This window comes from Microtetraspora sp. NBRC 13810 (assembly GCF_030268685.1).
Lineage (GTDB): Bacteria > Actinomycetota > Actinomycetes > Streptosporangiales > Streptosporangiaceae > BSRQ01.
The window spans coordinates 66,032-91,846 of sequence record NZ_BSRQ01000020.1 but is presented as its reverse complement, the minus strand read 5'-3'; the positions used below and the strand labels follow the sequence as shown (position 1 = coordinate 91,846).

General features: G+C 70.3%; 23 protein-coding genes and 1 pseudogene. 14 read left to right on the top strand and 10 right to left on the bottom strand.

Translation table 11 applies throughout. The annotated features are described in order from the left end of the window. The first annotated feature begins 61 nt into the window (after positions 1 to 61). The 3 genes from QSK26_RS31825 to QSK26_RS31815 all read left to right on the top strand — a co-directional run bounded on the left by QSK26_RS31825 (position 62) and on the right by QSK26_RS31815 (position 1,946). Entirely contained in the window at positions 62 to 481 is a 420-nt protein-coding gene (locus tag QSK26_RS31825; protein WP_285778998.1) for a hypothetical protein, read from the top strand. Beyond that, positions 478 to 672: a helix-turn-helix transcriptional regulator gene (locus QSK26_RS31820; protein WP_285778997.1), complete on the top strand. Its 195-nt coding sequence runs from the start codon at positions 478 to 480 to the stop codon at positions 670 to 672. Before QSK26_RS31825 ends, QSK26_RS31820 begins: the two co-directional genes overlap by 4 nt. An 818-nt stretch (positions 673 to 1,490) precedes the next feature. Further along, positions 1,491 to 1,946 (top strand): alpha/beta hydrolase, encoded by a 456-nt coding sequence (locus tag QSK26_RS31815; RefSeq protein WP_285778996.1) that lies wholly within the window; start codon positions 1,491 to 1,493, stop codon positions 1,944 to 1,946. A 272-nt stretch (positions 1,947 to 2,218) separates the two neighbouring features. Here the strand turns inward: QSK26_RS31815 and QSK26_RS31810 are convergent, their stop codons facing one another. After that, positions 2,219 to 3,634, bottom strand: coding sequence for an FAD-binding oxidoreductase (locus QSK26_RS31810; RefSeq protein WP_285778995.1), 1,416 nt, complete (start codon positions 3,632 to 3,634; stop codon positions 2,219 to 2,221). Positions 3,635 to 3,769: 135 nt separating this feature from the next. On the opposite strand from QSK26_RS31810, the gene QSK26_RS31805 reads away from it, so the two are divergent. Beyond that, positions 3,770 to 4,231 (top strand): MarR family winged helix-turn-helix transcriptional regulator, encoded by a 462-nt coding sequence (locus QSK26_RS31805; RefSeq protein WP_285778994.1) that lies wholly within the window; start codon positions 3,770 to 3,772, stop codon positions 4,229 to 4,231. A gap of 218 nt (positions 4,232 to 4,449) precedes the next feature. Here QSK26_RS31805 and QSK26_RS31800 read toward each other — a convergent pair whose 3' ends face one another. Continuing rightward, positions 4,450 to 5,517 (bottom strand): LacI family DNA-binding transcriptional regulator, encoded by a 1,068-nt coding sequence (locus QSK26_RS31800; protein WP_285778993.1) that lies wholly within the window; start codon positions 5,515 to 5,517, stop codon positions 4,450 to 4,452. Between the two features lie 146 nt (positions 5,518 to 5,663). Here QSK26_RS31800 and QSK26_RS31795 point away from each other — a divergent pair, with 146 nt between their 5' ends. From QSK26_RS31795 to QSK26_RS31780, 4 genes are read left to right on the top strand one after another with little or no spacing between them, the layout of a single operon-like run. Then, positions 5,664 to 7,031 (top strand): ABC transporter substrate-binding protein, encoded by a 1,368-nt coding sequence (locus tag QSK26_RS31795; protein ID WP_285778992.1) that lies wholly within the window; start codon positions 5,664 to 5,666, stop codon positions 7,029 to 7,031. A gap of 8 nt (positions 7,032 to 7,039) precedes the next feature. After that, a complete protein-coding gene (locus QSK26_RS31790; RefSeq protein ID WP_285778991.1) occupies positions 7,040 to 7,966 on the top strand; it encodes a carbohydrate ABC transporter permease in 927 nt (308 codons plus the stop codon). Then, a complete protein-coding gene (locus QSK26_RS31785; protein ID WP_285778990.1) occupies positions 7,963 to 8,787 on the top strand; it encodes a carbohydrate ABC transporter permease in 825 nt (274 codons plus the stop codon). The genes QSK26_RS31790 and QSK26_RS31785 overlap by 4 nt, the downstream gene beginning before the upstream one ends. A 5-nt stretch (positions 8,788 to 8,792) precedes the next feature. Beyond that, positions 8,793 to 9,686, top strand: coding sequence for an ROK family protein (locus QSK26_RS31780; protein ID WP_285778989.1), 894 nt, complete (start codon positions 8,793 to 8,795; stop codon positions 9,684 to 9,686). Positions 9,687 to 9,730: 44 nt separating this feature from the next. On the opposite strand, the gene gnd is transcribed toward QSK26_RS31780, so the two are convergent. Beyond that, complete coding sequence (gnd, locus tag QSK26_RS31775; protein ID WP_285778988.1) at positions 9,731 to 10,759, bottom strand: phosphogluconate dehydrogenase (NAD(+)-dependent, decarboxylating); 1,029 nt, start codon at positions 10,757 to 10,759, stop codon at positions 9,731 to 9,733. A gap of 55 nt (positions 10,760 to 10,814) precedes the next feature. Further along, positions 10,815 to 12,866, bottom strand: coding sequence for a transketolase (gene tkt / locus QSK26_RS31770; protein ID WP_285778987.1), 2,052 nt, complete (start codon positions 12,864 to 12,866; stop codon positions 10,815 to 10,817). Between the two features lie 203 nt (positions 12,867 to 13,069). Here tkt and QSK26_RS31765 point away from each other — a divergent pair, with 203 nt between their 5' ends. The 3 genes and pseudogenes from QSK26_RS31765 (at position 13,070) to QSK26_RS31755 (ending at position 15,644) form a co-directional block, all read left to right on the top strand. After that, positions 13,070 to 13,891 carry an MBL fold metallo-hydrolase gene (locus tag QSK26_RS31765; RefSeq protein ID WP_285778986.1) on the top strand — a complete coding sequence of 274 codons (822 nt, stop codon included), beginning with the start codon at positions 13,070 to 13,072 and terminating at the stop codon, positions 13,889 to 13,891. Positions 13,892 to 14,150: 259 nt separating this feature from the next. Continuing rightward, a pseudogene (locus tag QSK26_RS41960) lies at positions 14,151 to 14,591 on the top strand (alpha/beta hydrolase); the annotation flags it as partial. Positions 14,592 to 14,735: 144 nt separating this feature from the next. Then, positions 14,736 to 15,644 (top strand): S1 family peptidase, encoded by a 909-nt coding sequence (locus QSK26_RS31755; RefSeq protein ID WP_285778985.1) that lies wholly within the window; start codon positions 14,736 to 14,738, stop codon positions 15,642 to 15,644. A gap of 188 nt (positions 15,645 to 15,832) precedes the next feature. On the opposite strand, the gene QSK26_RS31750 is transcribed toward QSK26_RS31755, so the two are convergent. From QSK26_RS31750 to QSK26_RS42170, 4 genes are all read right to left on the bottom strand, one after another. Further along, on the bottom strand, positions 15,833 to 15,994 hold the full coding sequence (locus tag QSK26_RS31750; RefSeq protein ID WP_285778984.1) for a hypothetical protein: 162 nt from the start codon (positions 15,992 to 15,994) through the stop codon (positions 15,833 to 15,835). Between the two features lie 134 nt (positions 15,995 to 16,128). Next, on the bottom strand, positions 16,129 to 16,602 hold the full coding sequence (locus QSK26_RS31745) for a carboxymuconolactone decarboxylase family protein (protein WP_502888766.1): 474 nt from the start codon (positions 16,600 to 16,602) through the stop codon (positions 16,129 to 16,131). Between the two features lie 143 nt (positions 16,603 to 16,745). Beyond that, positions 16,746 to 17,507 (bottom strand): ArsR/SmtB family transcription factor, encoded by a 762-nt coding sequence (locus tag QSK26_RS31740; protein ID WP_285778983.1) that lies wholly within the window; start codon positions 17,505 to 17,507, stop codon positions 16,746 to 16,748. 85 nt (positions 17,508 to 17,592) lie between these two features. Then, entirely contained in the window at positions 17,593 to 18,276 is a 684-nt protein-coding gene (locus QSK26_RS42170) for a GbsR/MarR family transcriptional regulator (protein WP_502888765.1), read from the bottom strand. 148 nt (positions 18,277 to 18,424) lie between these two features. Here QSK26_RS42170 and QSK26_RS31725 point away from each other — a divergent pair, with 148 nt between their 5' ends. Further along, on the top strand, positions 18,425 to 19,621 hold the full coding sequence (locus tag QSK26_RS31725; protein WP_285778982.1) for a cytochrome P450: 1,197 nt from the start codon (positions 18,425 to 18,427) through the stop codon (positions 19,619 to 19,621). Positions 19,622 to 19,788: 167 nt separating this feature from the next. Here QSK26_RS31725 and QSK26_RS31720 read toward each other — a convergent pair whose 3' ends face one another. After that, complete coding sequence (locus QSK26_RS31720) at positions 19,789 to 21,180, bottom strand: sensor histidine kinase (RefSeq protein ID WP_285778981.1); 1,392 nt, start codon at positions 21,178 to 21,180, stop codon at positions 19,789 to 19,791. A gap of 380 nt (positions 21,181 to 21,560) precedes the next feature. Beyond that, complete coding sequence (locus tag QSK26_RS31715) at positions 21,561 to 22,229, bottom strand: macro domain-containing protein (RefSeq protein WP_285778980.1); 669 nt, start codon at positions 22,227 to 22,229, stop codon at positions 21,561 to 21,563. 173 nt (positions 22,230 to 22,402) lie between these two features. Here QSK26_RS31715 and QSK26_RS31710 point away from each other — a divergent pair, with 173 nt between their 5' ends. Then, positions 22,403 to 24,001: an ADP-ribosyltransferase domain-containing protein gene (locus tag QSK26_RS31710; RefSeq protein WP_285778979.1), complete on the top strand. Its 1,599-nt coding sequence runs from the start codon at positions 22,403 to 22,405 to the stop codon at positions 23,999 to 24,001. Between the two features lie 160 nt (positions 24,002 to 24,161). Beyond that, on the top strand, positions 24,162 to 25,811 hold the full coding sequence (gene mdcA / locus QSK26_RS31705) for a malonate decarboxylase subunit alpha (protein WP_285778978.1): 1,650 nt from the start codon (positions 24,162 to 24,164) through the stop codon (positions 25,809 to 25,811). The last annotated feature ends 4 nt before the right edge of the window (positions 25,812 to 25,815 follow it).

The window sequence follows — 25,815 nt, the reverse complement described above, 5'->3', positions numbered from 1 at the left end:
CACGGCGGCCTCCTCCTACCGTGTCAAGTGTCCTTGACTTCTCGCCACAGGAGGGCCCCCCGTGCAAGCACACATCCCGACCGGGGACTACCGGGAGTCGACCAAGGCAACCGTCCGGCTCGCACTCTGGACACTCGCCTGGACGGCGACCCTCGCCTCAGCCAAGTTCGGTCCCGAACTCTTGTGGGGCTCTCAGCAACCGGTGGCAAGCTGGGCCGCGGTCGCCGTCAACCTGGCCGTCGGCATCGGATGGATCGTCGCCTTCACTCGCTTTCTTCAGAGAATCGATGAGTTGCAGCGCAAGGTCATGCAGGAGGCGCTGGCCATCTCCTTCGGAGCAGGGTGGGTCGGCGGATTCGCCTATGTCGTCGCGGATGCCGCCGGCCTCATCACTTTCGACGTCAACACCGCAGTCCTGCCCGCGCTCCTGGGAGTCGTCTTCCTGATCGCCTTTGCGGCTGGCATGATCAGATACCGATGAAGAACCGTATTACGGAGCTCCGGGCCGAACGCGATTGGACACAGGCTGATCTGGCTCAGCGGATCAGCGTGTCGAGGCAGACGATCAACGCGATCGAAAAAGGCAAGTTCGACCCGAGCCTTCCCGTCGCCTTCCGCCTCGCCAAGGTGTTCGACCTGACGATCGAAGAAGTCTTTCTCGACGAGCAGTAGAACATCATCCGAAGCAGCTGAACACCGATCGGACGGCCGGGGAAGCATCCCCGCCAGTAGCGATCTTGTACGTGTGCGTGCTCGGAAAGAGCATCTGTCATCGCCGGCATGGCTTACGCGAATGGGCCCGGCCCGACGGCCGGTCGCGCCACATCTTCGACCGAAGTGCCCCACGAACCATTCTGAGCAACGGGCTCGCGTACCCGGCAGTGCCGATTTGCCTGTCATCAAGAAAGCATCTGTTCCTTTCAAGAAGGAGTGTCAGTGCGATTAAGTCTGCAATCAACGCTGTCCATGTTCATCGCCACGGCGATGGTGACCACCACGACGGCAGGCGCGACCACGTCGGCCGAGGCCCGGATCGGCACGCCGGAGGCGGTGGCCGAAGCCGCCTGGCCGGCCGAGAGAGCGGCCCCGGTCTGGGGCGAGTGCCCGCCGGTGGAATCCGGCGTCCCGCGCGATCCTCGCCAGCAGTGCGCGACTCTGCGGGTGCCGCTGGACTACCGCGCCCACGACGCCGGAGGAGGTCAGGCGCACGTTCGATCGGCTGATCGCGGCCCTGGACCGGGAGCCCCTGCCGGTCGAGGGAGGCCTCGTGCTCGACGGCAACGCACTGCGCGAGATCACCCGAGTGGGGCTCTACTACGACGGCCACTTCCCCGCCATCGCCGAGTTCTGGCAGCAGCTCACGGCCGCCGTCTCGGGATCCCCCATGGACGCCGCCATCCTGACGCGTCTCAACCGGCTGGGCTCTGCCGGCGGGGGCATGGACGACAGCGCAGATACCGGCGGACAACCACCTCGCCGCCCTCTACGCGGTGATCTGCGACGACGCCGCCTGGCCACGCAGCCTGGCGTTGCACGCCCGGCAGGTGACGGCCGACCGAAAGGCGTGGCCGGTGACGGCGGGCATGCCCTCGAACCTGTGGCCATGCGCGGCCTGGCCGACCCGGCCCGTCGACCCGCCGGTGACGGTCACCGGTCACGGGCCGCGCAATGTCCTGATTGTGCAGAACACCCGCGACCCCTCCACGCCCCTGGCAGGCGCACGCGGCCTGCGCGAGACGCTCGGACGGCGGGCCGTCATGATCACGGTCGACCAGGGCGGCCACGGCGTCATCGGGCTCGGCAGCTGCGCCGACGCGGCGCTGGTCGCCTTCCTCGCCACCGGGACACTGCCCGGCCGGGGCCGCTTCTGCCCGGCTCCGTCACCGGCCGACACCGCCGCCCGCTCCACGCCCTTGCCGTACATACCTCCCGCGTGGCCGCTGTAGGGCCGTCGTCTGTGGAGTGCCGTGTGCCGGCTCACCAGGTGTTGACGAGGCGTCGGTCTGCCCGAAGGCTCAAAGCCCCCGCCGTCAGTCTGGGGCAACCCCCGCTGGCCAACTCCCGCACCACTTGGAGGAGAGCTCCGGGGCCGGAGGCAGGAATGGTAAATGCCCCGGCCGCACAGGAATTGAATTCGGTCCTGCTCGAACAGTTCAGGGTTGTCCCGTCGTTCCTCGACCCCGGAACCAGGGCAGGCGAGTGCAGGCCGATGTGGGGTCTACGGCTTGGCGGGTGGGATGTTGTGATTGAGCCGGAAAGTGTTGTCAGGATCGTAGACAGCCTTGATTTCGGTGAGGCGCCGGTAGTCCTCGGGCTCGTAAGCCGAGCGCACCTCCTTGGCGGCGTCCTCGCCGTTCATGAAGTTCAGGAGACGGCCGCCGGTGCTCCACGGGGCGAGCGCTTCGAGCATGCGTTTGTGTGCCGGCCGGATTTCGGTGATGTCGGCCCGTTCCAGCCGGGAGACCACGTTGAACAGGTATCGCGCGTCCCGGTGGCCCACGGCGTTGGCGACGGCCGGCGGGAGGGCGAGTCGGCCGCCGAGGTGACGCAGTTCGAAGATGTGCGGCACCGGCGCGTGGGGTGGGGCCAGATCGAGGATGGTGCGTACCGCCGTGGTGTCGAGCTCGCCGAGCAGGGTGGTACCGGCCTCGATGAATCCGGGAAAGGGCGGATCGGCGTAGATGGACCCGGCTTCCGGGTAGGGCAGTACGCCGAGGGTGTCGCCCATCGGGCCGAGTGCCCGCAACGGCTCGACCAGGCTCTCGGCGGCATCGAGCACGTCCGCGGCGTAGGCGATGCGGACATGGACGGCCTGTCGGCCGCGTAATGCCTCCGGGAACGCGGGGATGTCCGGGTAGGACATCTGCATGATCGATGAGCTCATCTCATCGGGCACGGTGGCCGTCCAGCGTAGGTAGGTGTCGAACACCTCGGCGGCCAGTTCGCCGGGGAACTGCAGTGATCCGCCGTAAAGGGTGGTGATCGGCACGAGGCCGATCTCGATGCCGGTCACCACACCGAAGTTGTCCCGGCCGCCACGTAGTCCCCAGAACAGGTCCGGGTAGGACTCCTCGGTGACATGCCGCAGCCGGCCGTCCGCTGTGACGACGTCGATGCTGCGCACGTGATCGGCGGCGTAGCCGTAGCGCCGGGAGAGCAGACTGAGTCCGCCGGCCAGGGTGTAGGACACCACGGCGAGGCCCGGATAGGAGCCTGACAGCGGCGCCAGCCCGGCAGGCGCGGTCTCGTGGATCACTTCGTCCCAGCGGGTGCCGGCTGCCACCCAGGCCGTCTTCGCCTCGAGGTTCACCCGGACACCCGTCATCCGAGTGGTGTTGATCAGCACTCCGCCCTCACCGGCGATGCCGGCTGACGCATGTCCGGTGCCCTGCACGGCCACCGGGAGCGCGTGGCTTCTCGCGAACTCCACCACGGCCCGCACGTCCGCGGTTCCGGTCGCGCCGACCACGAGGTCGGGCCGATGCTGACGAGCGAGCTGGTACCCGGCCCGCTCGGTGTCGTAGCCCTCGTCTTCGGGTGTGAGCACCGGGCCTCTCACCCGCTCAGCCAGGGCCTTGACCTCGGCCGGGTCGATGCCGGCGGGCTGGAAGCGTTGTGGGTCCGAACTGGTCATGATCATTCCCTATGGGGTTGCCGGTATTGATACGCGACCAGCCGGAGCGGCCGCAGATAGTAAGGTGACCGTACTATCTGCCGGTACGGTATTGTCAAGTCGCCTGACGAATCACGACGGAAGGGGGTGCCCAGGATGACGACGCGCGCCGGAAGGCAGGGCGACCAAGGTGTGAGCGAGATCCCGCTTCCCGCCCTGTTCACGCAGGCCAAGGACGTCACGCTCGCGGAGCTGCACCGGCGGCTCGACGAGGAGGGGTTCGAGGGGATCCGTTACAGCCACGGCGCCGTTTTCCGGTTCATCGACGCCGAGGGCTCGCGGCTGACCGGGCTCGCCGAACGCTCAGGGCTCTCCAAGCAGGCGCTCGGTGAGGTGGTCACCGAGCTCGAGCGGCACGGCTACGTCGAGCGGACGACCGATCCGGACGACCATCGTGCCAAGATCATCCGACTGACCGAACGGGGAATGGAGGCACAGGTTGCCGCCGCTCGCATCCTCGGGGACATCGAGCGGCGGTGGGCACAGCACCTCGGCCGGGATCGGATCACCGGCATGCGCATAGTCCTGGAAGAGGTCGTCCGCCTCGAAAAAGGCTAGGCAGCGGGGCCTCTCGTTGTCGATCCACGACCCCCGGCACGACAGCATGTACCGGAGTGTGGATCTTCGCACTGGACCACGGTGAAGGCTGCGGCTCGGGTGTCGCTCAGGACGTGATCATCACCGGAGTCAGCCGCGGGTACAGGTCACTCTCGCCGCTCTCGACCCGGTGGAACTTCGCCCGCTCCCGCTCGCGGCCGGCACCTTGGGCGCCACCTTCAGCCGAGCGACTTCGCGGACGGTGCGACGGATTCACGGGTGCGGACGGGCATCGAAACCCGATACACCTCGCCCACCCGGTCGCTGTCCGGGCGATCGCGGTCGATCTCGGTGAACAGCACGTCCACAGCCTTGCGGCCCAGTTCGTAGTGGGGCAGCGCCACGGTGGTCAACTGGGGTCGCATCCACGAGGCGATGGGATGGTCGTCGAAGGAGACGACGGAGACATCCGCGGGCACCTTGAGCCCGAAGTCGTCGAGCGCCTGGTAGGCGCCCATCGCGATCCGGTCGTTGAAGCAGATCAGTGCGCGCGGCTGGGCGCTTCGCAGGAGGTCGCGCGTCGCCGCGAGGCCGTACTCCGGCTGCCAGTCGGGGCAGGTGCGGGCGCCCGCCACCTTGACGCCCACCTCGCCGAGCGCCTCACGGATGCCGACGAGCCGCTCCACCGCGGCGAGGCTGTCGGAGGGCACGTCGCGCAGGCCCGGGCCGACGCCGATCAGGTAGATACCGTCGCGGTGGCCGGCGTCGAGCAGGACGCGGGCCGCGCGGCGGCCGGCCTCGACCTCGTCGGGCAGGACGGCGGGCAGGGTGGTGGGCTGCTTGGGCAGCGCGTTGAGCAGTACGGCGGGGGCGGCCGTGATGGCCTTGGGCAGCTTGATGGTGCGGGTGAACATCGAGGCCAGGATGAGCCCGTCGACCTGGCGGTCGTACATGGCCTGAAGCAGGAGGCGTTCGAGTTCGGCGTCGCCTTCGGTCTCGCCGATGAACAGCATGAAGCCGCGGTCGCGGGCGGCCTCCAGCGCTCCCTTGATCATGTCACCGGCCAGCCGTGAGGTGGCGACGGTGTCGGAGACGAAGCCGATCGTCCGGGAGGTGCCCGTACGCAGGCCCACGGAGACGATGTTGGGCCGGTACTGCAACTCCTTGGCGGCTCTCAGAACACGCTGCTCGACGTCCTGGGAGATGCGCAGCTCCCGGCCGCGGCCTGACAGCACCAGCGAGGCGGTCGGGCGCGAGACACCTGCGGCCTTGGCCACATCGGCCAGCGTGACCCGTCGTCGGCTCACCCAGAATCTCCGATCGTCAAGAGTGTGTTACAGGGGGTTGACATCGTGCGACGCGCGTGGTGAGACTACGGGCGCTAACCCGATTTAGCAACGAAGTCGGGACATCAGCCGGGTGCCGATTGTCCCACACAGCAGAGGAGATGCACATGGCTCGTCACGTTCCCCCTGGCAGGGCCGGGGTCGCGCTTGTGATCGCCATGGGGACGCTGGCCGCCGCCTGCGCGGCTCCCGGCAACAACAGCCCGCAGCCCGCAGCCGGCGGCACCGCCACGTCGTCGGTGTCGGCGGCTCCTACCTGCGGCTCGGCGCCGATCACGATGAACGGCTACTTCGAAACCGGCTTCCCGATAGCCAAGGCGCTGACCACCGAGTTCACCAAGCAGCACCCGAACGTCACATGGAACATCCGCGAGGACCAGTTCGCGGTGATCACCCAGAACGCCCCGCGGGTGCTGGCGGACAACCCGCCCGACCTGATGCGTCTGCCCCAGGTCTCGGAGCTGGTCAAGGACAACCTGCTGAAGAACCTCGACGGCTACGCGCAGGCCTTCGGCTGGGACAAGTGGCCGGCCTCGCAGCTCGAACAGCTGCGGCTGGGCCCGGGTGGCCGCCCGCGCGGTGAGGGATCCCTGTACGCCCTCGGGCTCAACTTCAGCATCACCGGCGTCTTCTACAACAAGAAGCTCGCCGCGCAGATCGGCATGGCCGCGCCGCCCACCACGCTGGCGGAGCTCGACCAAGCGCTGGGGAAGGCCAAGAGCGCGGGCATCACGCCCATCCTGCAGTTCAACGGCGGAGCCACCGGCGGCCTGGCGTTCCCGCTGCAGAATCTCATGGCCTCCTACGGGCCGACAGGGCCGATCAACGACTGGATCTTCCAGAAGCCGGGCGCCACCATCGACACCCCGTCGAACCTGCAGGCCGCCCAGCACCTGGAGCGGTGGATCAAGGCAGGGTACTTCCAGAAGGACGTCAACGCGGTCGACTACGCCACCATGATGAGCCGCTTCATCGACGGCCAGGGCCTGTTCATGTTCAACGGCGACTGGGAGTCGGGCAACCTCGACAAGCAGATGCCGGGCAACGTCGGCTTCTCCCTGATGCCGCCGGTGCAGCAGGGCGGCAAGTACACCGCCATGTCGGCACCCCTCGCCTTCGGGATCGCCGCGAACGCCAAGAACGCCGACTGCGCCGCCTTCTTCCTCAACTGGGTGGCCACCGACAAGCGGGCCCGCGAGATCGGCGTCGAGGTCGGCGGATCACATCCGATGGGACCGGCCGACGCCTACATGCCGGCCGTGGCATCGGACAAGGTCACCGCCGGCACCCTGGCAGCCGGGGCGGATGTCGCCAAGGACGACGGCGCCATGGACTTCATCGCCAACGCCACCGGCGCCATCTACGCCAAGAGCTGGACCCCGGGTCTGCAGAAGCTGGTGGCCGGGCAGGAGACGGCGCAAGAGCTGCTGAAGACGGTTCAGGCCGACTACGCCGGCCAGCTCGAAGGGAACTGAGTGCGTTGATGGCCCGGCCTTTCGCCACGCAGCCCGCGCACCGGCGGCCGGCCGCGACCAAGCTGCGCGGCGCGCGCGGCCTGGCCGGCTGGCTGTTCGTCATCCCGGCGCTCGCGTTCTACGCGGTGTTCGTCCTGCGCCCGATCGCCTTGACGTTCCAGTACTCGATGTACGAGTGGAACGGCATCGGGCCGTCCACGTGGGTGGGCGTGGCCAACTACGGCAAGGTGTTCACCGATCCGGACCTGTTCAACTCGCTGATCAACGCGTTCGAACTGATCGTGTTCTTCAGCGTGATCCCGGTCGTACTGGGCCTGGCGATCGCCGCGACCATCCGGCGCATCGCCGCCAGCCGGCTCGCCCTCGTAGCGCGAACCGTGCTCTTCCTGCCACAGGTCATCCCGCTGGTGGCCGCCGGCATCGCCTGGAGCTGGCTGCTGGCCTCCACCGGAGTGATCAACCAGCTGCTCAGGCTCGTCGGCCTCGGCGGGGTGACCCGGGCCTGGCTGGGCGACTTCGCCACCGCCCTGCCGGCGGTCGGCATGATCGGCGCCTGGGTGCTCCTCGGCCTGTGCACGCTGCTGCTCCTGGCCGGCATGAGCAAGATAGACCCGGCGCTGTACGAGGCCGCCCGGCTGGATGGCGCCGGCGCGTGGCGGGAGTTCGCCTCCATCACGGTCCCCAGCCTGCGGCAGGAGATCGCGGTCTGCGTCACCGTGACCGTCACCGCGGCCCTGGCCAGCTTCGACATCATCTACATCGCCACCCAGGGAGGCCCCGGCAACACCACCATGGTGCCCGGCCTGCAGATCTTCTACCTGGCCTTCTTCGAACGCCAGGTGGGCACGGCCTCGGCCCTGGCCGTGGTGCTCATGGTCCTCGTGATCGCCTGTGCCCTTCCCATCCAGTGGTTCGCAAAGGACGCCAACCGATGATCACCTCGCGGCGGGAGGCATGGATCGGCAGGCTGCTGCTCATCCTCCTGATGGCGGTCACGCTCCTGCCGTTCCTCAGCCTGTTCGTCACTGCCCTGCACCCATCGAAAACCTACCCGGCCGGACTGGCCTGGCCCGACTCCCCACAGTGGGGCAACTTCCTGCGGGCCTTCGAGGCCGCGAACATGGGCGAGCTGCTGAAGTCCAGCGTCCTCATCGTGCTGGGCGTGGTCCCGATCTCGATCCTGCTGAGCACGATGGCCGGCTTCGCCATCGGCCACCTGCGCGTGATCGGCGCCCGCGTCGTCTTCCTGCTGTTCGTGCTCGGGCTCACCCTCCCCTTCGAGGGCATCATCACGCCGCTGTACTACCAGATCCGCGACATGGGGCTGCTGAACACGCGCTGGGCCATCATCCTGCCGCTCATCGGCCTGTTCATGCCGTTCGGCGTCTTCTGGATGCGCGCCCACTTCGTCAACATGCCGGCGGAGCTGTCCGAGAGCGCACGGATGGACGGCGCCAACGTGTGGCAGCTGTTCCGGCGCATCCACATCCCCCTCGCCATGCCGGCGATCTCGTCCCTGGGCATCCTGCTGTTTCTCTGGACCTGGAACCAGTTCCTGCTGGCCATCGTCCTCGTCGACGACCCGGCCAAGCGCACCATGTCCGGCGCCCTGGGCGCCTTCCAGGGCCAGTGGGGCACCGACATCCCGCTGCTGTGCGCCGGATCGCTGCTGATCCTGACCCCCACGCTCGTGATCTTCCTCATCTTCCAGCGCCACTTCGTCAAGGCCCTGCTCCAGGGCTCCCTGAAGGGCTGACGGCGATGAGCACGACGCCGCTCTACGGCGGGATCGAGGCGGGCGGGACCAAATGGGTGTGCGCCGTCGCCGACGCCCACGGACACGTTGTCGCGACCGGCGTGATACCGACGACCACACCGCGGACGACCATCGCAGCCGCCGTGCGCTTCTTCCGGGACCACCGCACGCTCGCCGCGATCGGCGTGGGCAGTTTCGGCCCCGTGGACCTGCGCGCGGGCTCACCGACGTACGGCCACATCATGGCCACGCCCAAGCCCGGCTGGGCCCACACCGACGTCGTCTCCCCGCTGCGCACCGCGCTGCACGTCCCTGTCGGCCTGGACACCGACGTGAACGCCGCCGCACTGGGCGAGTGGCGGCGCGGAGCCGGGCAAGGGCTGGAAACGGTCGCCTACATGACGGTCGGCACCGGCATCGGCCTGGGAACCGTGGCGAACGGCCGGCTGCTGCACGGTCTCCTGCATCCGGAGTTCGGCCACATCCGCGTCCCGCACGATCGCAGCCGGGACGTGTTCGCAGGCAGTTGCCCCTTTCACGGTGACTGTCTGGAAGGGCTCGCCTCGGGCGAGGCAATGCGCCGTCGGTGGGGACAGCGTCCCGAGAACCTGGACGAGCCGGCGGTGTGGGAGCTGGAGGCCGAATACCTCGCCCACGCCGTCATGAACCTGACCTACACGCTGTCGCCCGAGCGGATCATCATCGGCGGCGGCGTCGCCAAGCGCGCCGGGCTGATGGCCCGAATCCGGGCGCGCGCGTTCGACCTCGCCGCCGGCTATCCGGCCATACCGGCGCTGACCGACCGGTCCGCCATGGACGACTACGTGGTCGGTCCTTCGCTCGGCGACCACTCCGGCATCACCGGCGCCATCGAGCTCGGCGTGCGGTGCCTTCCCTGACCCGCTCGCCGGCCGTACCCGGCGGGCGGACGTGTGGTGGCGCATCACGACTCCTTCTCGGCGTGGCCGCCGAACTCGGACCGCATGGCCGAGAGTGCCGCATCGGCGTAGTGGCCGAGCCCGCGTGAGGAGAACCGTTCGAACAGTGCCGCGTTGATGGTCGGGGCGGGCACGCTTTCCTCGATCGCGGCGATCAGGGTCCAGCGCCCTTCGCCGGAGTCGGAGACGCGCCCGCGGAAATCGTCGAGGTCCGGGGAGCGGGCCAGCGCGCCGGCCAGCAGATCGACCAGCCACGAGGACACCACCGAGCCGCGGCGCCACACCTCGGCGACTTCGGCGACGTCGATGTCGTACTGGTATGCCTCCGGGTCGCGAAGCGGGGCGGTCTCGGCGTCGACCGTGCGCTTGTCCCTGCCCGCGTTCGCATGCCTGATGATGGACATGCCCTCGGCGATCGAGGCCATCATTCCGTACTCCACACCGTTGTGCACCATCTTCACGAAGTGCCCGGCTCCGTTGGGGCCGCAGTGCAGATAGCCGGACGGGGCGGTGCCGTCGCGGGACCGTCCAGGCGTCGGCTCCACGGTCCCGATGCCGGGAGCGATGGTCGCGAAGATCGGGTCGAGCCGTCCGACGATCTCGTCCTCGCCGCCGATCATCAGGCAGTAGCCGCGTTCGAGCCCCCACACTCCGCCGGAGGTGCCGCAGTCGATGTAGTGAAGCCGCCGGGCGGCGAGCCGGCGGGCGCGGGTGATGTCGTCGCGGTAGTAGGAGTTGCCGCCGTCGATCACCACGTCGCCGGGGTCGAGCACCTCCGCCAGCTGGTCGAGCGTGGATTCGACGACACCGGCGGGAAGCATGAGCCACACGGCCCTGGGCCGGGCGAGCCTGCCCACGAGGTCGGGCAGCGATCTGGCGCCGGTCGCGCCCTCCTCCTGGAGATCGTGGACGGCGCTTTCGCTGACGTCGTACACGACGCAGTCATGCCCGTCCCGCATCAGCCGGCGAACGAGGTTGGCGCCCATCCGCCCCAGGCCCACCATGCCCAGTTGCATGGGTTTGTCCGTTGCCATGGTTCCCCCAGTTGTCTCCGGCTCCGGCCGGGTTCGTGCGATGCCCGGGTCGGCTTCACCCGGCCTTCTTCCGCGTCCTCACCAGCTCGCGAGCTATCAGGGACACCTTCTCCGGGGTGAAGCCGAACTTCGTGAGCAGTTGCCTGAGCGGCGCCGACGCACCGAAGGTGTGCATGCCGACGGTGGCGCCCCCGGGCCCCACGTACCGCTCCCAGCCCAGCGTCGACGCCTGCTCGATGCTCACCCGGGCGGTCACCTCCGGCGGCAGTACCCGATCCCGGTACTCACGCGGTTGCCGATCGAACAGCTCCCAGCACGGCATGCTCACCACCCGGGTGCCGATGCCCTCCCCTGCCAGTTCCTCCCGCACGTCGAGCGCCAGCGCCACCTCCGAGCCGGTGGCGAGCAGGATGACGTCGATCGGCCCGTCCGGCGGGTCCGCGAGCACGTAGGCGCCCTTCGCGACCCCCTCGGCGTCGCCGAGCCGTGATCGGTCCAGTGTCGGAAGCGGCTGCCTGGACAGGGCCAGGGCGGCCGGCTCCCGATGGAGTCCGGCGATGATCCGCCACGTCTCGGCGACCTCGTTGGCGTCGGCCGGCCGGAAGACCAGCAGCCCGGGCATGGCCCGGAGCGACGCCAACTGCTCCACCGGCTGATGTGTGGGCCCGTCCTCACCGACCCCGATGGAGTCGTGGGTGAAGATGTGCACGACCGGGAGTTCCATCAGCGCGGACAGCCGGATCGCACCCCGGGCGTAGTCGGAGAAGATCAGGAATCCCGACCAGTACGAGCGGAGCTTGGTCAGCGCCATGCCGTTGGCGATCGCGGCCGCGGCGTGTTCCCGGACCCCGAAGTGCAGGTTACGTCCGCTGCGGTCGCCGGACTCGAAGTCTCCGGCGCCGTCGAAGACGAGGCGGGTCTTGGTCGACGGCGCGAGATCCGCCGAACCCCCCAGCAGCCACGGCACGGCCTCCGCCAGCGCGTTGAGCACCTGTCCGGACGACGCGCGGGTCGCCATGCCCTCGGGATCGGCCGGGAACACGGGCAGGGCGCCCTCCCAGCCGTCCGGCAACTCCCGGCGCAGCATACGCTCGATCTCGTCGGCCAGCGCCGGGTGGACGCCCGCGTACTCCTTGAAGCGCACCTCCCAGTCGGCTCGGGCGTTCGCGCCCCGCCGGCCGATCCCCTCCGCGAACCAGTCGTACACCCCGTCCGGGACGAGGAAGTCGGCGTCTTCCGGCATGCCCAGAAAACGTTTGGTCGCCCTGACCGCCTCGGCGCCCAGGGGCTCGCCGTGCACCTTCGGCAGGTCCTCCAGCGGGGAGCCGTAGCCGATGTGGCTGTGGACGACGATCAGCGTGGGCCGCTGGTGCTCCGATCTGAACGAGTGCAGCGCCCTGGTGGCCTGGGCGACGTCGTTCGCGTCCGCGACGGTCGTCACGTTCCAGCCATAGGCGATGAAGCGTGCCGCCAGGTCCTCGGTGAAGGTGATGTCGGTGTGCCCTTCGATGGTGACCCGGTTGGAGTCGTAGATCCAGCACAGGTTGGACAGCCGCTGGTGTCCGGCGAGGGAGGCGGCCTCCGAGGAGATCCCCTCCATCATGCAGCCGTCCCCCGCCAGCGCGTAGACGTCGAAGTCGAAGAGCGGGAAACCGTCCCGGTTGTACCGCGCCGCGAGCCACCGGCCGGCCATCGCCATGCCCACCGACATCGCCACGCCCTGGCCGAGCGGTCCCGTGGTCGCCTCCACCCCGCTCGTCCAGCGGTATTCCGGATGGCCCGGAGCGTGCGAGTCCAGCCGGCGGAACGTCTTCAGGTCGTCCATGGTGACCGCGGGCCGGCCGAGCACCTCGTAGTCGGAGTCGACGGCGCGCACACCCGTCAGGTGCAGGAGCGACCACAGCAACGCCGAGGCGTGGCCCTCGGAGAGGACGAAGCGATCGCGGTTCGGCCAGATCGGATGCGAAGGGTCGAACCGCAGGAACCGTTGCCACAGCGTGTAGGCGACCGGCGCGATGTCCATCGGCGTGCCCGGATGCCCCGACTCGGCCCGCTGGATCGCGTCCATACACAGGCCACGGATCGTATTGATGGACAAAGTGTCCATATTTCCCCCTGTATCGGACGTTACCACCGCCGTTGATCGCTCGACAGCGGCCCCCGCCCGGGCCGGACATCGCCCGGAAGGCACCGGCTCGACGCGGGCACGGAACCGCTGCCGACCGCTTCACCCCGCGTGAGCCGCCCGGAGGTGACGCGGCGGACGGTCCGGCTTCACGGTGATCCGGGCGCGGGGCGCATCATCGAGGTATGAGCACGTCATCATCACCCGGCACGCGCACGGTGGCGCCGATCACCGTCCAGTTGGTCGGCGGGCCTACCGTGCTGATCGAGATCGGCGGGCTGCGGCTGCTCACCGATCCCACCTTCGATCCGCCCGGCGACCACCCGGTCGGCGAACGCGTCCTGGTGAAGACGACCGGGCCCGCGGTCCCGGCGGAGACGGTCGGCCGGGTGGACGCGGTGCTGCTGTCCCACGACCAGCATCCGGACAACCTGGACGACGCCGGACGCCGGTTCCTCGACCGGGTGCCGCTGGTGCTCAGTACGGCCTCCGCCCAGGAACGGCTCGGCGGCGCCACCCGGGAGCTGCCCGTGTGGCGCAGCGTCACCCTGCCCCGCCCGGACGGCGAACTGCTGCGCGTCACCGGCGTACCGGCACAGCACGGCCCGGCCGGCACCGAGCACCTCACCGGCGAGGTACGAGGGTTCGTCCTGTCCGGCGCAGGGGTGCCGACCGTCTACGTCAGCGGCGACAACGCCTCACTCGCCGTCGTGCGCGACGTCGCCGACCACGCGGGCCCGATCGACGTCGCGATCCTGTTCGCCGGCCGCGGCCGCAGCCCGCTCATGGACGCCTACCTCACCCTCAGCAGCGACCAGGCCGCCCACGCCGCCGAGATCCTCGCCGCGCCCACGGTCATCCCCATCCACCTGGAAGGCTGGCATCACCTCACCCAGGGCCCGGAGACCATCCCCGGCGCCTTCGCCCGCCGACACCTGACCGGCCGCCTGCGGACCCTGCGCCCCGGCGAGACCACCGTGGTGCGCACGGGGACGCCGTCACGCTAGTCCGGTCACGTACCGTCGAGGAGGCGCCGCCGGAGCAGGGGCCGCCGCCTACCGAGCGCGGCCCTCCCCCGGGTGTGTCGATCCCAGGTCGTCGTGGCCGCCGCGTGGCGGATCATGTCCGCCGGATGGCGCTGGATCCCCGTCACGGCGTTCCGCACCATGGTGAACCGGACCACCCGCCGAGCACGACTCCACGAGACAGGAACCCATGAGCACGACCCCGCCCGCAGAAGCGACCCCGCCGCCCTTCGACCCGGAGCTGGCCGCGGCTCTGGCCGTGATGGCCGAGAGCAGGCCGCCCACCTTGACGCCGGACATGCTCCCGCGGATCCGGGAGCTGGGAGTCAGCCTCCCGTCCGTGACCGACGACATGCTCAGGCGTGGGGGCGCCTTCGAGGTGGTGGAACGGACGGTCCCCGGCCCGGCGGGCGGACCGGACGTCTCCCCCTACGCCGCCCCCGCCAGGGCCGCCGACCTGTCCGGCCTGCCGCCCGCGTTCATCGACGTCGGCTCCGCCGAGACCTTCCGCGACGAGAGCGTCGCCTACGCCTCCCGCATCTGGCTGGCCGGCGGCAGCGCCTAGCTGCATGTGTGGCCGGGCGGCTTCCACGGCTTCGACGGCATGGTCCCGCAGGCGCCCCTCTCCCAGGACGCCCGCGCCGCCCGCCTGCGCTGGCTGCGGCGACTCCTCAGCAGGTAGACGCGCGCCGCGGAACCGCCACACCGCAACGCCCGGACGCGTCGCGGCCTGTGCCCGAATGAGAACAGGCCTTGCCGTATGGTAACTGTCAGTCATTGATGTTAACTTACAGTCACCATACCTACTGATTGCAGGAGTCCCCCCATGCGATCATGGCGTCCCCCACGCCGGTTCCTCTCCGGCGTCCTCGTAACGATCCTCGCGGCGGTCACGTCCGGATACGCGCTCTCCGCGGCCGAGGCCTCCGCCGCCCCGGAGGCGGCCTCCCCGTCCCCCGCGCTGGTGGCGCTGAAGAAGCAGCTCGACCGGCTCGCCGAGCAGGGGAAGGCCGGCGGTGCGCAGTACTGGTACATCGACACCGCCGAAGGCAAGATCCGCATCGCGGTGCTGAAGGGTCCCCTCGACCTCACGACCCGGTCCTTCCTGGCCGCCGGGGCCCCCAACCTCACGAGCACCTTCACCGTGGACGAGCCCGTCACGCCCTACGTCGCCACCACGACGGCGCCGGTGACCGGCTCCACCGGCCAGGCCGGGACCGTGTACGGCGGCCAGCGGATCGTCTCGGGCAACGCCTATTGCTCGACCGGCTTCAACGTCAGCAAGGACGGGCAGCCGCGTGTCCTCACCGCCGGGCACTGCCACAAGTTCGGCACGTCCTGGTCCCTGGACGGCCTCCGCCTGGGTGACATCACCCATTTCCGCTATCCGGGAGGCGACATCTCGGAGATCTCTCCGGTCGCCGGCTGGCAACTGGCGGCGGCCGTCCGGCAGGCCGACGGGAGCATCCAGCAGATCACCCAGTTCGGCAGGCCGTCGATCAACCAGAGCCTGTGCAAGACCGGCGCCACGACCGGCACCACCTGCGGCACGGTCCTCAGGCTCGACGTCACCGCCAACTACGGTGAGGGGCCGGTCTACGGCCTGGCGCTCACCAGCGTCCAGGCCAACGCGGGTGACAGCGGCGGCTCGGTCTACGACGGCGCCACCGCGGTCGCCCTGATCAGCGGAGGCCCCAGAGGCGGCGGAAACGCCCTGGTGTTCCCGCCGTTCTGAGGTTCCCCGCCGGGGCCATGGCCCGCCCGCGGGCGATGAGTGCCGGGCCACCGCCAGCGTGCGGGACCCGAGCGAACCCACGCCACCCCCCCTGCATCACCTCTCCCGGCGGCCGAGAATTTCACCCGCCGGGAGCGGCGGCGCCCGCCATCTCCGTGAGCCGGTGCGAGCCGTCGGCGTCCCAAAGATCACGCGTCCGGTGCGCCGATCTTGATCCAGTAACGCCGTGCCGGGCCGAGCGGGGTGTCCCGGATGCCTTCGAGGACGCCGCCGTGGCGCTCGATCGTCCTCATCGAGGCGAGGTTGTCGGCCGCGCAGACGACCAGCACCCGGTCCATCAGGTCGGGCATTTCGCGAATATACCGACCCGGGGCCGCGTACGAGCCCGGCGGCGGGAACCCTCTTAGCCGCTGACCAGGGGGCGCTACGCCGGGTCAGGCGGGAGGGGGCCGCCCGCGTCCCGGTCTGACGCGGGTCGGCGTTGCTATCTCCACTGGCCGGGCTGGTAGTCGCCGGCGGGCTGCTGGAGGATGACGTTCAGGCGGTTGAAGGAGTTGATGAGGGCGATGAGGGACACCAGGGCGGCGAGCTGGTCCTCGTCGTAGTGCTTGGCGGCGTTCGCCCAGACTTCGTCGGGGACACCGCCGGCGGCGTCGGCGATGCGGGTGCCCTGTTCGGCGAGTTCCAGGGCGGCCCGCTCGGCGTCGGTGAAGATCTTCGCCTCCCGCCAGGCCGCGACCAGGTGGAGGCGCTGCGCGGTCTCCCCCGCCTGTGCGGCGTCCTTGGTGTGCATGTCGACGCAGAAGCCGCAGCCGTTGATCTGGCTGGCGCGGAGCGCCACCAGTTGCTGCGTCGCGACGGGCAGGGGCGAGTCGTGCAGGGCCCTGCCCGCGGAGGCGACGTACTTCACGAACTTCGCCCCGATCGGGTTGCCATGGTAGTTGAAACGGGTGTCCACGGTGTCTCCTTGCCGTTCCGGGTGGCTACACCCACACCGACGAAGCAGCCCGGCGGCATGTGAGGACGAGCGGATGTGATCTGCGTCTCCCCCGTCACCGCGGGGGAGTCGCAGGAGGTAACGGGGGGCGGCGGGGCAGGCGGTCAGGGGGCTGAGGTGCCCAGCAGGTGGGCCGCTCGTTCGGTGCGCAGGTGAAGCGCCGTCCGGCCGTCGCGCTGCGTCGACACCAGGCCCGCGCCGCGCAGTGCGCCCAGGTGCTGCGACACGGCGCTCGGGGTGATGCCCAGGCGGGTGGCCAGGGCCGGGGTCGTCAGGGGTTCGGCCAAGGCGTCCAGCAGCGCCGTCCGCGTACGGCCCAGCACCGGGGCCAGGCCCGCGAGCGCGGGCGGGGGCGGCTCCCAGAGCAGGCCGACGCCCCTCGCCGGATAGCGGATCGACGCGGCGGCGACCGGCGACTTGTCGACGCCCACGTTCGGCCAGTTGAAGACGCTGGGCAGCAGGACCAGGCCGTGGCCGCCGGTGTCCACCGTGAAGACGGCGTGCGGGGTGCGCCGGCCGTGCACCACCAGCTGGCCGCCGTCCCAGGCGACATCCCGGTGCAGCTCGGCGAAGAGCGCCTGCACGCCGCCGTCCACCAGGGTGAGCGCCCGCCTGGCGACGTCGGCGTCCAGCACCGCGCGCATCCGGCCCCACAGCGGAGCGATCAGCAGCTCGTGGCAGCGGTGCAGCGCCTGCGCCAGTCGCGGCAGCACCGCCGCCGGCTCGGGAACCTCCGCTGCCGGCATGCCCACGACCGCGCCGTACTCGCGCCGGAAGAAGCTCTCCTCCGTGGCCAGCAGCAAATCCAGCTCCGTCGCAGGCGAAGGCAGCCGCTCCTGCGGCACCGGGAACAGGAACGACGGCATGGGCCCGGCGATCAGTGCCCGCAGCAGCGGCAGCTCGCGCTCGTCCGACCTCTCTGGCTGAGCCCGGCCGGCGGACGATCCGCTGTCACGGCAGGAGGTCGCGCCAGCGCTCGGCGGAGGCCAGCGTGTCCTGACTGATCCGCTCCAGGAACGCCCCGCCCGCGAACAGCCGGCGCCCCACCGGCGTGTCGAGCCCGAAGACCTCCGCCGCCTTCTTCGTGACCTCGGCCGCCTCCAGCGACTGCCGGCAGCTGTGCACCGTCGAGCGGTACCACGCGTCGTCGTCCATCACGTAGATGTCGCGCCGCCGCTGCGGATCGCGCTCGCGTCTGATCATCCCCTGGTCCGCCAGGTAGCCGACGGCCATGGAGACCGACGCCGGGCTGACCTTGAGCCTGCGGGCCAGCTCCGCCGCGGTGAGCCTGCCGTCGTCGGTCAGCCACAGGCTGATGAGCACGCGCGCCGTCATCTTCGGCAGGCCCATCCTGACGGCCATCGTCACGGCCCCGTCTTCCACCGCGCCCGCCGCGCCGTCCGGCTCGCCGGCCCCGGACGGGGAGGCGGGCGTGCCGCGCCGCGCCCGCCGCTCCGTCGCCCGGTGCGCCTGCTCGTGCCGGTAACCGCTCGGTCCGCCGTTGCGGTTGATCTCCCGGCTGATCGTCGAGGTCGGCCGGGCGAGCCGCCGGGCGATCTCGGCGTAGGAGAGACCGTCGGCGAGCCCCGCCGCGATGCGCTGACGGTCCTGCTGGGTCAACCTTCCTCCTGGCATGACGCCATTATTGCGTTCGCCGCCATCTCATTGCAACACAACATTGCGTTCGGGTTCATCGTCATTGCATCAATATTTCCCCGTCTACCTGCACTTTTGTACGAGCGACGATTGACGACGGTTCTGAACGCAACGTAGCTTTCAGGGTATGGCGAACACGTACTATCGCGACCACGCGCCGGTCACGCCGTCCTTCGACCGCCCCGCCGGCTGCCCCTTCGACCCCTCCCCGGAGCTCACCGCGTTACGGGCCGAGCTGCCGATCGCCCGCCTGGCCGCGCCCGAGGGCGCACCGGGCGTCTGGCTGGTCACCGGCTACGAGGAGGTCCGCAGTATCCTCGCCGACCGGCGCTTCAGCTCCCGCTACGAGGCGCAGTACCACCCGCTCATGGGCGCGTACATGCCGCCCGCGCCGATCGGCGACCTGACCGGCATGGACGCGCCCGAGCACATGCGCCTCCGCAGGATGCTGACCGGCAGGTTCACCGTCCGCAGGATGAACCAGCTCACCGAGCGGGTCACCGAGATCACCCGGGCCCAGCTCGACGAGATGGAGAAGCAGGGGCCGCCCGCCGACCTGGTCCAGGTCTTCGCCCACCCCGTCCCGGCCCAGATGATCTGCGAGCTGCTCGGCGTGCCGTACGACGAGCGCGCGGACTTCATGGGCTTCACCCGGTCCCTCTCCGACGGCGACGACCCCGAAGCGCAGCTCGCGGCTTTCGCCCGGCTCGGTGAATATCTGCGGGACCTCGCCCGCGCCAAGCGCGCCGACCCCACCGACGACCTGCTCAGCGACCTGACCGCGAGCGACCTGACCGAGGACGAGCTCGGTGGCGTGGCCGCCTTCCTGCTCGGCGCGGGCCTGGACACCACGGCCAACATGCTGGCACTCGGGACCTTCGCGCTGCTGCGGAACCCCGCGCAACTCGCCGCCCTGCGCGACGACCCGGACCTGGTCGGCAACGCGGTCGAGGAACTGCTGCGTTACCTGTCCATCGCCACCACCGGCATGCGCGGCGTGCTGGAGGACGTGGAGCTCGGCGGCGCGCCGCTCAAGGCCGGCGACACGGTCGTCATCGCGGTCAACGCCGCCAACCGGGACCCGGCCAGGTTCGCCGACCCCGACGTGCTGGACCTCCGCCGCCCGGCCGCCGGGCACCTGGCCTTCGGCCACGGCGTCCACCAGTGCCTCGGTCAGCAGCTCGCCCGGGTCGAGATGCGCGTCGCCTTCCCGGCGCTGCTGGCCCGCTTCCCGTCGCTGCGGCTTGCCGTACCGGCCGACGAGGTGCCGCTGCGCGACCCCGTCAAGATCTACGGCGTGCACAGCCTGCCGGTCACCTGGTAGTGAAACGCCATCGCCCACGAGCACATCACCCGCAGGAGGACGCCATGAGCGTCCCCGCGGAGCGCGGTCAGCCCTGGCCGGATACCTGTGGGCGCGGAGGCTGTACAACCGTTGAGCCCGCACGTCGGAAGCGCCTGGGACTCGGCGAGCCGGGATAAAGCCGGGGTTCAGGTGGTGAGGGGGAGGCGCAGGACGAAGCGGGCGCCGTGGCCGCCTTCGGCGGGCTCGCCGACGCGCAGGGTGCCGTGGTGGGCGTGCGCGATCTCGCGGGCGATGGCCAGGCCCAGGCCGGTGCCGCCCTGGTCGCGGCCCCGGGCGGTGTCCAGGCGGGCGAAACGCTGGAAGACCCACTCGCGGTCGGCGGGCGGGATGCCGGGCCCGTCGTCGGTGACGGTGAGCTCGGCGGTCCGACCGGCCCGCCGTACCTCGACGCGGACGAGGGTTTCGGCGTGGCGCTGGGCGTTGTCGAGGAGGTTCGTCAGCAGCCTGGAGATCTGGACCGGAAGAACGTTCACCCGTACGTCCGGGCACAGCTCGCAGACGATGCGGCGAGAGTCGCCCACGCGCCGGGCGAGCTCGTGCCGTACGAGTTCGGCCAGGTCGGTGGGCTGCAGGCCGCGAGGGGTGTCCACGCCGATGCGGGCCAGGAGGAGCAGGTCGGCGATGATGGCCTGCAGCCGCTCCACGTCGTCCAGCGCCTCCTTGATCACGTCCAGCGGGGCGGCCTCGTCCGGATGCATGAGGGCCTCCTCCAGTTGGATGCGCAGTCCGGTCAGCGGGGTGCGCAGTTCGTGGGAGGCGTCGGCGGTGAAGCGGCGCTGCTGTTCCAGCGTGTGTTCCATCCCGGCCTTGGCTCCTTCCAGGCGGTGCAGGGTGGCGTTGACGGTCCGTGCCAGCTGGGCGATCTCGTCCTCGCCCGCGGGTTCGGGCACGCGGGCGCTCAGGTCACTGCCGTTGATCTCGGCCAGCCGGCCGCGGATGGCCTGCACCGGCGCCAGCGTCCGCCCGGTCACCGTCCAGGCCGCCCATGTGGCCAGCGCGATCAGCAGCAGCGCCTGGACGGCGAACAGTCCGTCCAGGATGGCGGTGGAGGCCATTCCCGGCGCGGCGCGGCCGGCGTAGACGACCTCCGAGCCGGGTGCGGAGGACACCCGGAGCGCGGATATGCGCACGCATGCCCGCCGGCGGGGTGTACACGCCTGCACGTCCCGTTCCGGCTGCTGGGGGTCGGGCCATACCCCGAGCAGCGGTGTCCTGGCGCCGGCGTCGGAGGACGCGGCGAGGACCCGCCGGTCGGGGGCGACCACCTGGATGAGATCGATGCCGGCCACCGCCGGGGTGATCGGATTCCTGAGGGTGTGCGCGCGTACCGCCTCGGCGGTGAGGGTGGCCTGCCTGCGGCCGGAGCTCCAGATGCCGTTGCTCACTGCCGTACGGGCCACCTGTCCGCCCGCCAGCGCCGCGGGCACCAGCAGCAGGATCGCGATGAAGGTGACCAGCATCGTGATACGGCCACGGACCGAAGCCGGTCCGAGCCCGGACAGGGACCGTGCCGACATGGCCGGAAGCCTGGTCCACATGCTCACCACCCCGAACGTGAGCGGTCCGCCGCGAAAACCCGCGACCGGTGTGCCGGGTCGCACCTCCGCACTGCCGAGCGGGTATCCGGCAGTCGTGACGCCGCCGTTCTCCGGCGTTCACATCTTACCGCCTCATGCCGTTGACCTGGGAATACACGAATCCGTGCGTACACCCGCAGGGGCCGGCGGGGCGGGCCGTCCCGCGACAGCACGGCGCCCCGCCCATCATAGGGTACTGATCGTACCCTCCAACCCGGGCGGCGACGGCACGTTCGTGTTCACCTTCGCGCTGCACGACCACCCGCACCGCCCCGACGGCGGGTGCGTGCGCGGCAGGGGTGGCCCCGGCGTCAACCCCGTCAGCGGCGGGACCTCGGCGGCCTGATCCGCACCCGCTGCTCCACGGGGCTGCTCTCCAGGTCGTCGAGCTGCTCGCGGATCGTGCTGCGCAGGTCGTCGTAGTCCCGGAAGTGGTGGTCGTTGAACAGCGTGTAGCCGGTCCACATCAGGTTGGCGCAGACCCGCGCGGGCACCCGGCCGGTCGCCGCGCCCATGCCCACCAGCGCCACCGACTTGATGCTGCCCGGCTCCTCGTCGTTCTGCGCGTGCACGGCCTGGAACGCGGCGGCGCACGCCAAAGCCACGTTCAGCGTCTCGCTCACGTTCTGCGCCGACTGCTCCATCGTCGGCGTCGAGATCAGGTACTTCGGGTTGACCGCCCCCGACGGCACGCACACGGCGCTGCCCACCGGCAGCGACCCGTCGAACCGGTCGCGGATCGCCCGCTGGACGCGCAGTTGGATCCCCGCCCCGAGGTAGCGCTTGATGGCCGCGTCGACCCCGCCGTCCATCCGCCCCCGGGAGTTGGTCGGGTTGACCCAGGCATCGACCTGCTGGTCCAGGATCGACCCCTGGTAGATCTCGATCTCGGGGGTGTCGGCGAACGCGGCCCGCCACGCCTGCACCACCTCGGCGTTGATGTCCGCCAGCACTACCTTGAGCAGCGGCTTCACCGGCTCGTCGATCATGGTTCACTCCGGTCATGGGGAGGGGGTGTTTCCGAACGTTCACGAAGATAGCGCCCCGCACCGACAGAACAGATCTTGTTCGACATCGCATCCGGGATCTTCACACGGCACAATTCCCCCATTTACCTCTCCCGTGCCGTCACCGGCACGGCTCACAAACCCCGGAGCCCACGATGAGCGACAGCACCGCACCCACCCCGGCCGACCCGCTGGCCCTCGCCGACCTCTTCAAGGGCGGCGGCGAGCCGTGGCTGCCGCTCCTGAAGCCGGTCATCGAGGCGCAACCGGCCGCGGCCACGTTCATCGGCCCGGAACGCAGCCCGGAGATCGTGCCCGTCAGGGAGCTGACCTTCCAGGCGCTCAAGCCCAACCCGCCGCACAAGTGGAAGGTCGTCGTCTTCGGCCAGAACCCGTACCCGCGGGCGGAGAGCGCCACCGGCATCGCCATGTTCGACAACACCTTCCACGACTGGGAGGACCGCCAGTTCGGCAAGGTCATCACCATCCGCTGCATCATCAAGGCGGCGGCGATGTGGAAGCACGGCATCCCCAAGAAGACGCCGATCGCCGACCTCCGCGCCCTGCTGAAGGAGCACGACACCGTGCAGCCGCCGGAGTGGTTCCAGGCGATGCTCACCCAGGGCGTGCTGCTGCTGAACGCGGCGCTCACCGCCAGCGGCGACGGGGCGATGCCCACCGACCGGCACACCGCGTTCTGGCGGCCGGTCGTCGAGAGGCTCGTCGAGGAGATCCTCAAGGCCAAGCAGGACGCCGACGAGCAGGACCGCGGCGTGGTGTTCGCGTGGTGGGGGGTGCACGCCCGCGGCCTGAAGCAGGTCGTGGTCAGGCTGCAGCGGAAGTACCCCGACGTGGAGGTCCGGCACATCGACCACCCCAACCCCGCGGCACAGGGCGACATCTTCTGCGACGGGGACCACTTCGCCACGGTGAACGCGGCCCTCGCCGCGCTCGGCGCCGACGAGATCGACTGGCTGCCGGGCAGGGGATGGAACGCGCGCACGGCGCTGACCGGCGGGGCGGACGCGGCCACGGCCGATCGGATGGGGGCGTTCATCGCGTCCACGATGGAGCTGCACCAGCTCTACCTCGAACGGCTCGCCGGGGTCAAGGACGAGGGGCTGGTGCTGCCGGCGATCACCGGCGTGTTCGACACCCCGCTCATGGACTTCCGCGAGGCCGTCGCCCCGGTGGCCAAGCTGCTGTCCGGTCTCGACTGGTACGTGGAGCAGTCGCACCGGTTCGGCGAGACGCGGGCGGCCGAGGGCCTGTCCGCCGACGAGGTCGCCGCCCTCTATCTCTACACCTGCGAGTCGGCTTTCTACCGGCAGATCAACGCCACGCTGCGCACCCCGGACCGCACCCGGATCGTGCCGTACCTCCCGTATCTGCGGCTGCTGTTCTCGGCCGTGTCCCGGCTGCCGGCCCGCAGGGAGCCGCTGTGGCGCGGCGTGTCGATGGACCTGCGGGCGCAGTACCCGCTGGGCCGGACCGTGACTTGGTGGGGCGTGTCCTCGTGCACCTCGGAGCTCGGCGTAGCCCAGGCGTTCCTCGGCCGCCGCGGCAAGCGGACGCTGTTCGAGGTGCTCCCCGTGCGGGCCGTGGGCATCCGCGGTTTCTCCGCGTTCACCGGCGAGGAGGAGTTCATCCTCGCCCCCGGCACCCAGCTCAAGGTGACTGACGTGAAGACCGAGCGCGGCGGCCTGTGCACCGTGCAGCTGACCGAGCTGGAGGAGCAGCCCCTGGTGGCGTGAGCGTCCGCCGGTGACCGAAGCCTGCGACACGGCGAAGGCCGGACCTCCGACCGGAGGAACGACCTTCGCCCCAGGCTGTGCCGTTTTGGGCTGCTTTTGGGTTAGTTCAACGCCTTTGGAGGCAGCAGACCCAGGTCAACGCACGGCTGGGGGGCGAGCGATGGCACTCACAGAGGCCACCCGGGACTGGACGCGGCGGCGGACGGCGAAGCGGGAACGGATGGAGGCGGTCCGGCCCTTCGCCTCGGGCCGGGTGCTGGACGCCGGGCGGATGCGCGAGGCGCTGCACGCGCTGCTGCGTCCGGGCGATCGGGTCGCGCTGGAGGGCGACAACCAGAAGCAGGCGGATTTCCTCGCCGGGTCGCTGGCGGAATGCGATCCGGACGTGGTGCACCACCTGCATCTGCTGATCTCCTCGATCAGCCTCCGGGAGCACCTGGACGTGTTCGAACGCGGCATCGCCCACCGGCTCGACTTCGCCTACGCCGGCCCGCAGAGCGTGCGCATGGCCCAGTTGCTGGCCGACGGCAAGGTCGAGGTCGGGGCGATCCACACCTACGTCGAGCTGTACGCGCGGATGTTCGTCGATCTCACCCCGCAGGTCGCGCTGCTCTGCGCCGAGCAGGCCGACCGCGACGGCAACCTGTACACCGGCCCGAGCACCGAGGACACCCCGACCATCGCCGAGGCGACGGCCTTCTCCGACGGGGTGACCGTGGTCCAGGTGAACGAACTCGTGGACAGGGTCCCCCGGGTGGACGTTCCCCGGGACTGGGTGGACCTGATCGTGGCGAGCCCCCGGCCGTTCGCGCTGGAGCCGCTGTTCACCCGCGACCCCCGCCACATCGGCCAGGTGGAGATCCTGATGGCCATGATGGCGCTGCGCGGGGTGTACGAGCGCCACGGCGTGACCACATTGAACCACGGGATCGGCTTCGACACCGCCGCGATCGAGCTGCTGCTGCCCACCTACGGCGAGGAACTGGGGCTGCGCGGGAAGATCTGCAGACACTGGACGCTCAACCCGCATCCGACGCTCATCCCCGCCATCGAGAGCGGCTGGGTCGAGTCGGTGCACTGTTTCGGCGGGGAGCCCGGCACCGAACGCTACGTCGCCGCCCGCCCCGACGTGTTCTTCACCGGCCGCGACGGCTCGCTCCGGTCGAACCGGGTGCTGTGCCAGCTCGCCGGGCAGTACGCGGTGGACCTGTTCATCGGGTCGTCGCTGCAGATCGACGCCTGCGCCAACTCCTCGACGGTCACCGAGGGGCGGCTGACCGGTTTCGGCGGAGCGCCCAACATGGGGCACGACCCGCACGGCCGCAGGCACCCCTCCCCCGCCTGGCTGGGCCTGCCGGCCGGTGAGGCCCCCGCGTCGCGGGGACGCAAGCTCGTCGTGCAGATCACGCAGACCTTCCGCGGCGGCGGCGTCCCCGCGTTCGTCGAGGAACTCGACGCGATCCAGGTGGGCAAGGACGCCGGGATGCCCATCCCGCCGATCATGATCTATGGCGACGACGTCAGCCACGTGGTGACCGAGGAGGGGGTGGCCTACCTCTACAAGGCCACCGGGCCGGCCGAGCGGCGTGACGCGGTGGCCGCGGTCGCGGGCGCCACCCCGGTGGGCCGCCGCATCGACGAGCGACGCGTCGAAGAGCTGCGCCGCGACGGCCTGGTCGCGCTGCCCGCGGACCTCGGGGTCGACGTGCGCAGGGCGAAGCGCTCCCTGCTGGCGGCCCGCAGCATCGAAGATCTCGTGGCCTGGTCCGGAGGACTGTATGACCCACCCGCCCGCTTCCGGACCTGGTGACCGC

What these genes read in the sequence shown, in the direction of transcription:
- QSK26_RS31820 (WP_285778997.1), top strand. Translation starts at nt 478, where the DNA reads ATGAAGAACCGTATTACGGAGCTCCGGGCCGAACGCGATTGGACACAG.
- QSK26_RS31810 (WP_285778995.1), bottom strand. Translation starts at nt 3,634, where the DNA reads ATGACCAGTTCGGACCCACAACGCTTCCAGCCCGCCGGCATCGACCCG.
- QSK26_RS31805 (WP_285778994.1), top strand. Translation starts at nt 3,770, where the DNA reads ATGACGACGCGCGCCGGAAGGCAGGGCGACCAAGGTGTGAGCGAGATC.
- QSK26_RS31795 (WP_285778992.1), top strand. Translation starts at nt 5,664, where the DNA reads ATGGCTCGTCACGTTCCCCCTGGCAGGGCCGGGGTCGCGCTTGTGATC.
- QSK26_RS31790 (WP_285778991.1), top strand. Translation starts at nt 7,040, where the DNA reads ATGGCCCGGCCTTTCGCCACGCAGCCCGCGCACCGGCGGCCGGCCGCG.
- QSK26_RS31785 (WP_285778990.1), top strand. Translation starts at nt 7,963, where the DNA reads ATGATCACCTCGCGGCGGGAGGCATGGATCGGCAGGCTGCTGCTCATC.
- QSK26_RS31780 (WP_285778989.1), top strand. Translation starts at nt 8,793, where the DNA reads ATGAGCACGACGCCGCTCTACGGCGGGATCGAGGCGGGCGGGACCAAA.
- gnd (WP_285778988.1), bottom strand. Translation starts at nt 10,759, where the DNA reads ATGGCAACGGACAAACCCATGCAACTGGGCATGGTGGGCCTGGGGCGG.
- tkt (WP_285778987.1), bottom strand. Translation starts at nt 12,866, where the DNA reads ATGGACACTTTGTCCATCAATACGATCCGTGGCCTGTGTATGGACGCG.
- QSK26_RS31765 (WP_285778986.1), top strand. Translation starts at nt 13,070, where the DNA reads ATGAGCACGTCATCATCACCCGGCACGCGCACGGTGGCGCCGATCACC.
- QSK26_RS31755 (WP_285778985.1), top strand. Translation starts at nt 14,736, where the DNA reads ATGCGATCATGGCGTCCCCCACGCCGGTTCCTCTCCGGCGTCCTCGTA.
- QSK26_RS31750 (WP_285778984.1), bottom strand. Translation starts at nt 15,994, where the DNA reads ATGCCCGACCTGATGGACCGGGTGCTGGTCGTCTGCGCGGCCGACAAC.
- QSK26_RS31740 (WP_285778983.1), bottom strand. Translation starts at nt 17,507, where the DNA reads ATGCCGTCGTTCCTGTTCCCGGTGCCGCAGGAGCGGCTGCCTTCGCCT.
- QSK26_RS42170 (WP_502888765.1), bottom strand. Translation starts at nt 18,276, where the DNA reads ATGCCAGGAGGAAGGTTGACCCAGCAGGACCGTCAGCGCATCGCGGCG.
- QSK26_RS31725 (WP_285778982.1), top strand. Translation starts at nt 18,425, where the DNA reads ATGGCGAACACGTACTATCGCGACCACGCGCCGGTCACGCCGTCCTTC.
- QSK26_RS31720 (WP_285778981.1), bottom strand. Translation starts at nt 21,180, where the DNA reads ATGTCGGCACGGTCCCTGTCCGGGCTCGGACCGGCTTCGGTCCGTGGC.
- QSK26_RS31715 (WP_285778980.1), bottom strand. Translation starts at nt 22,229, where the DNA reads ATGATCGACGAGCCGGTGAAGCCGCTGCTCAAGGTAGTGCTGGCGGAC.
- QSK26_RS31710 (WP_285778979.1), top strand. Translation starts at nt 22,403, where the DNA reads ATGAGCGACAGCACCGCACCCACCCCGGCCGACCCGCTGGCCCTCGCC.
- mdcA (WP_285778978.1), top strand. Translation starts at nt 24,162, where the DNA reads ATGGCACTCACAGAGGCCACCCGGGACTGGACGCGGCGGCGGACGGCG.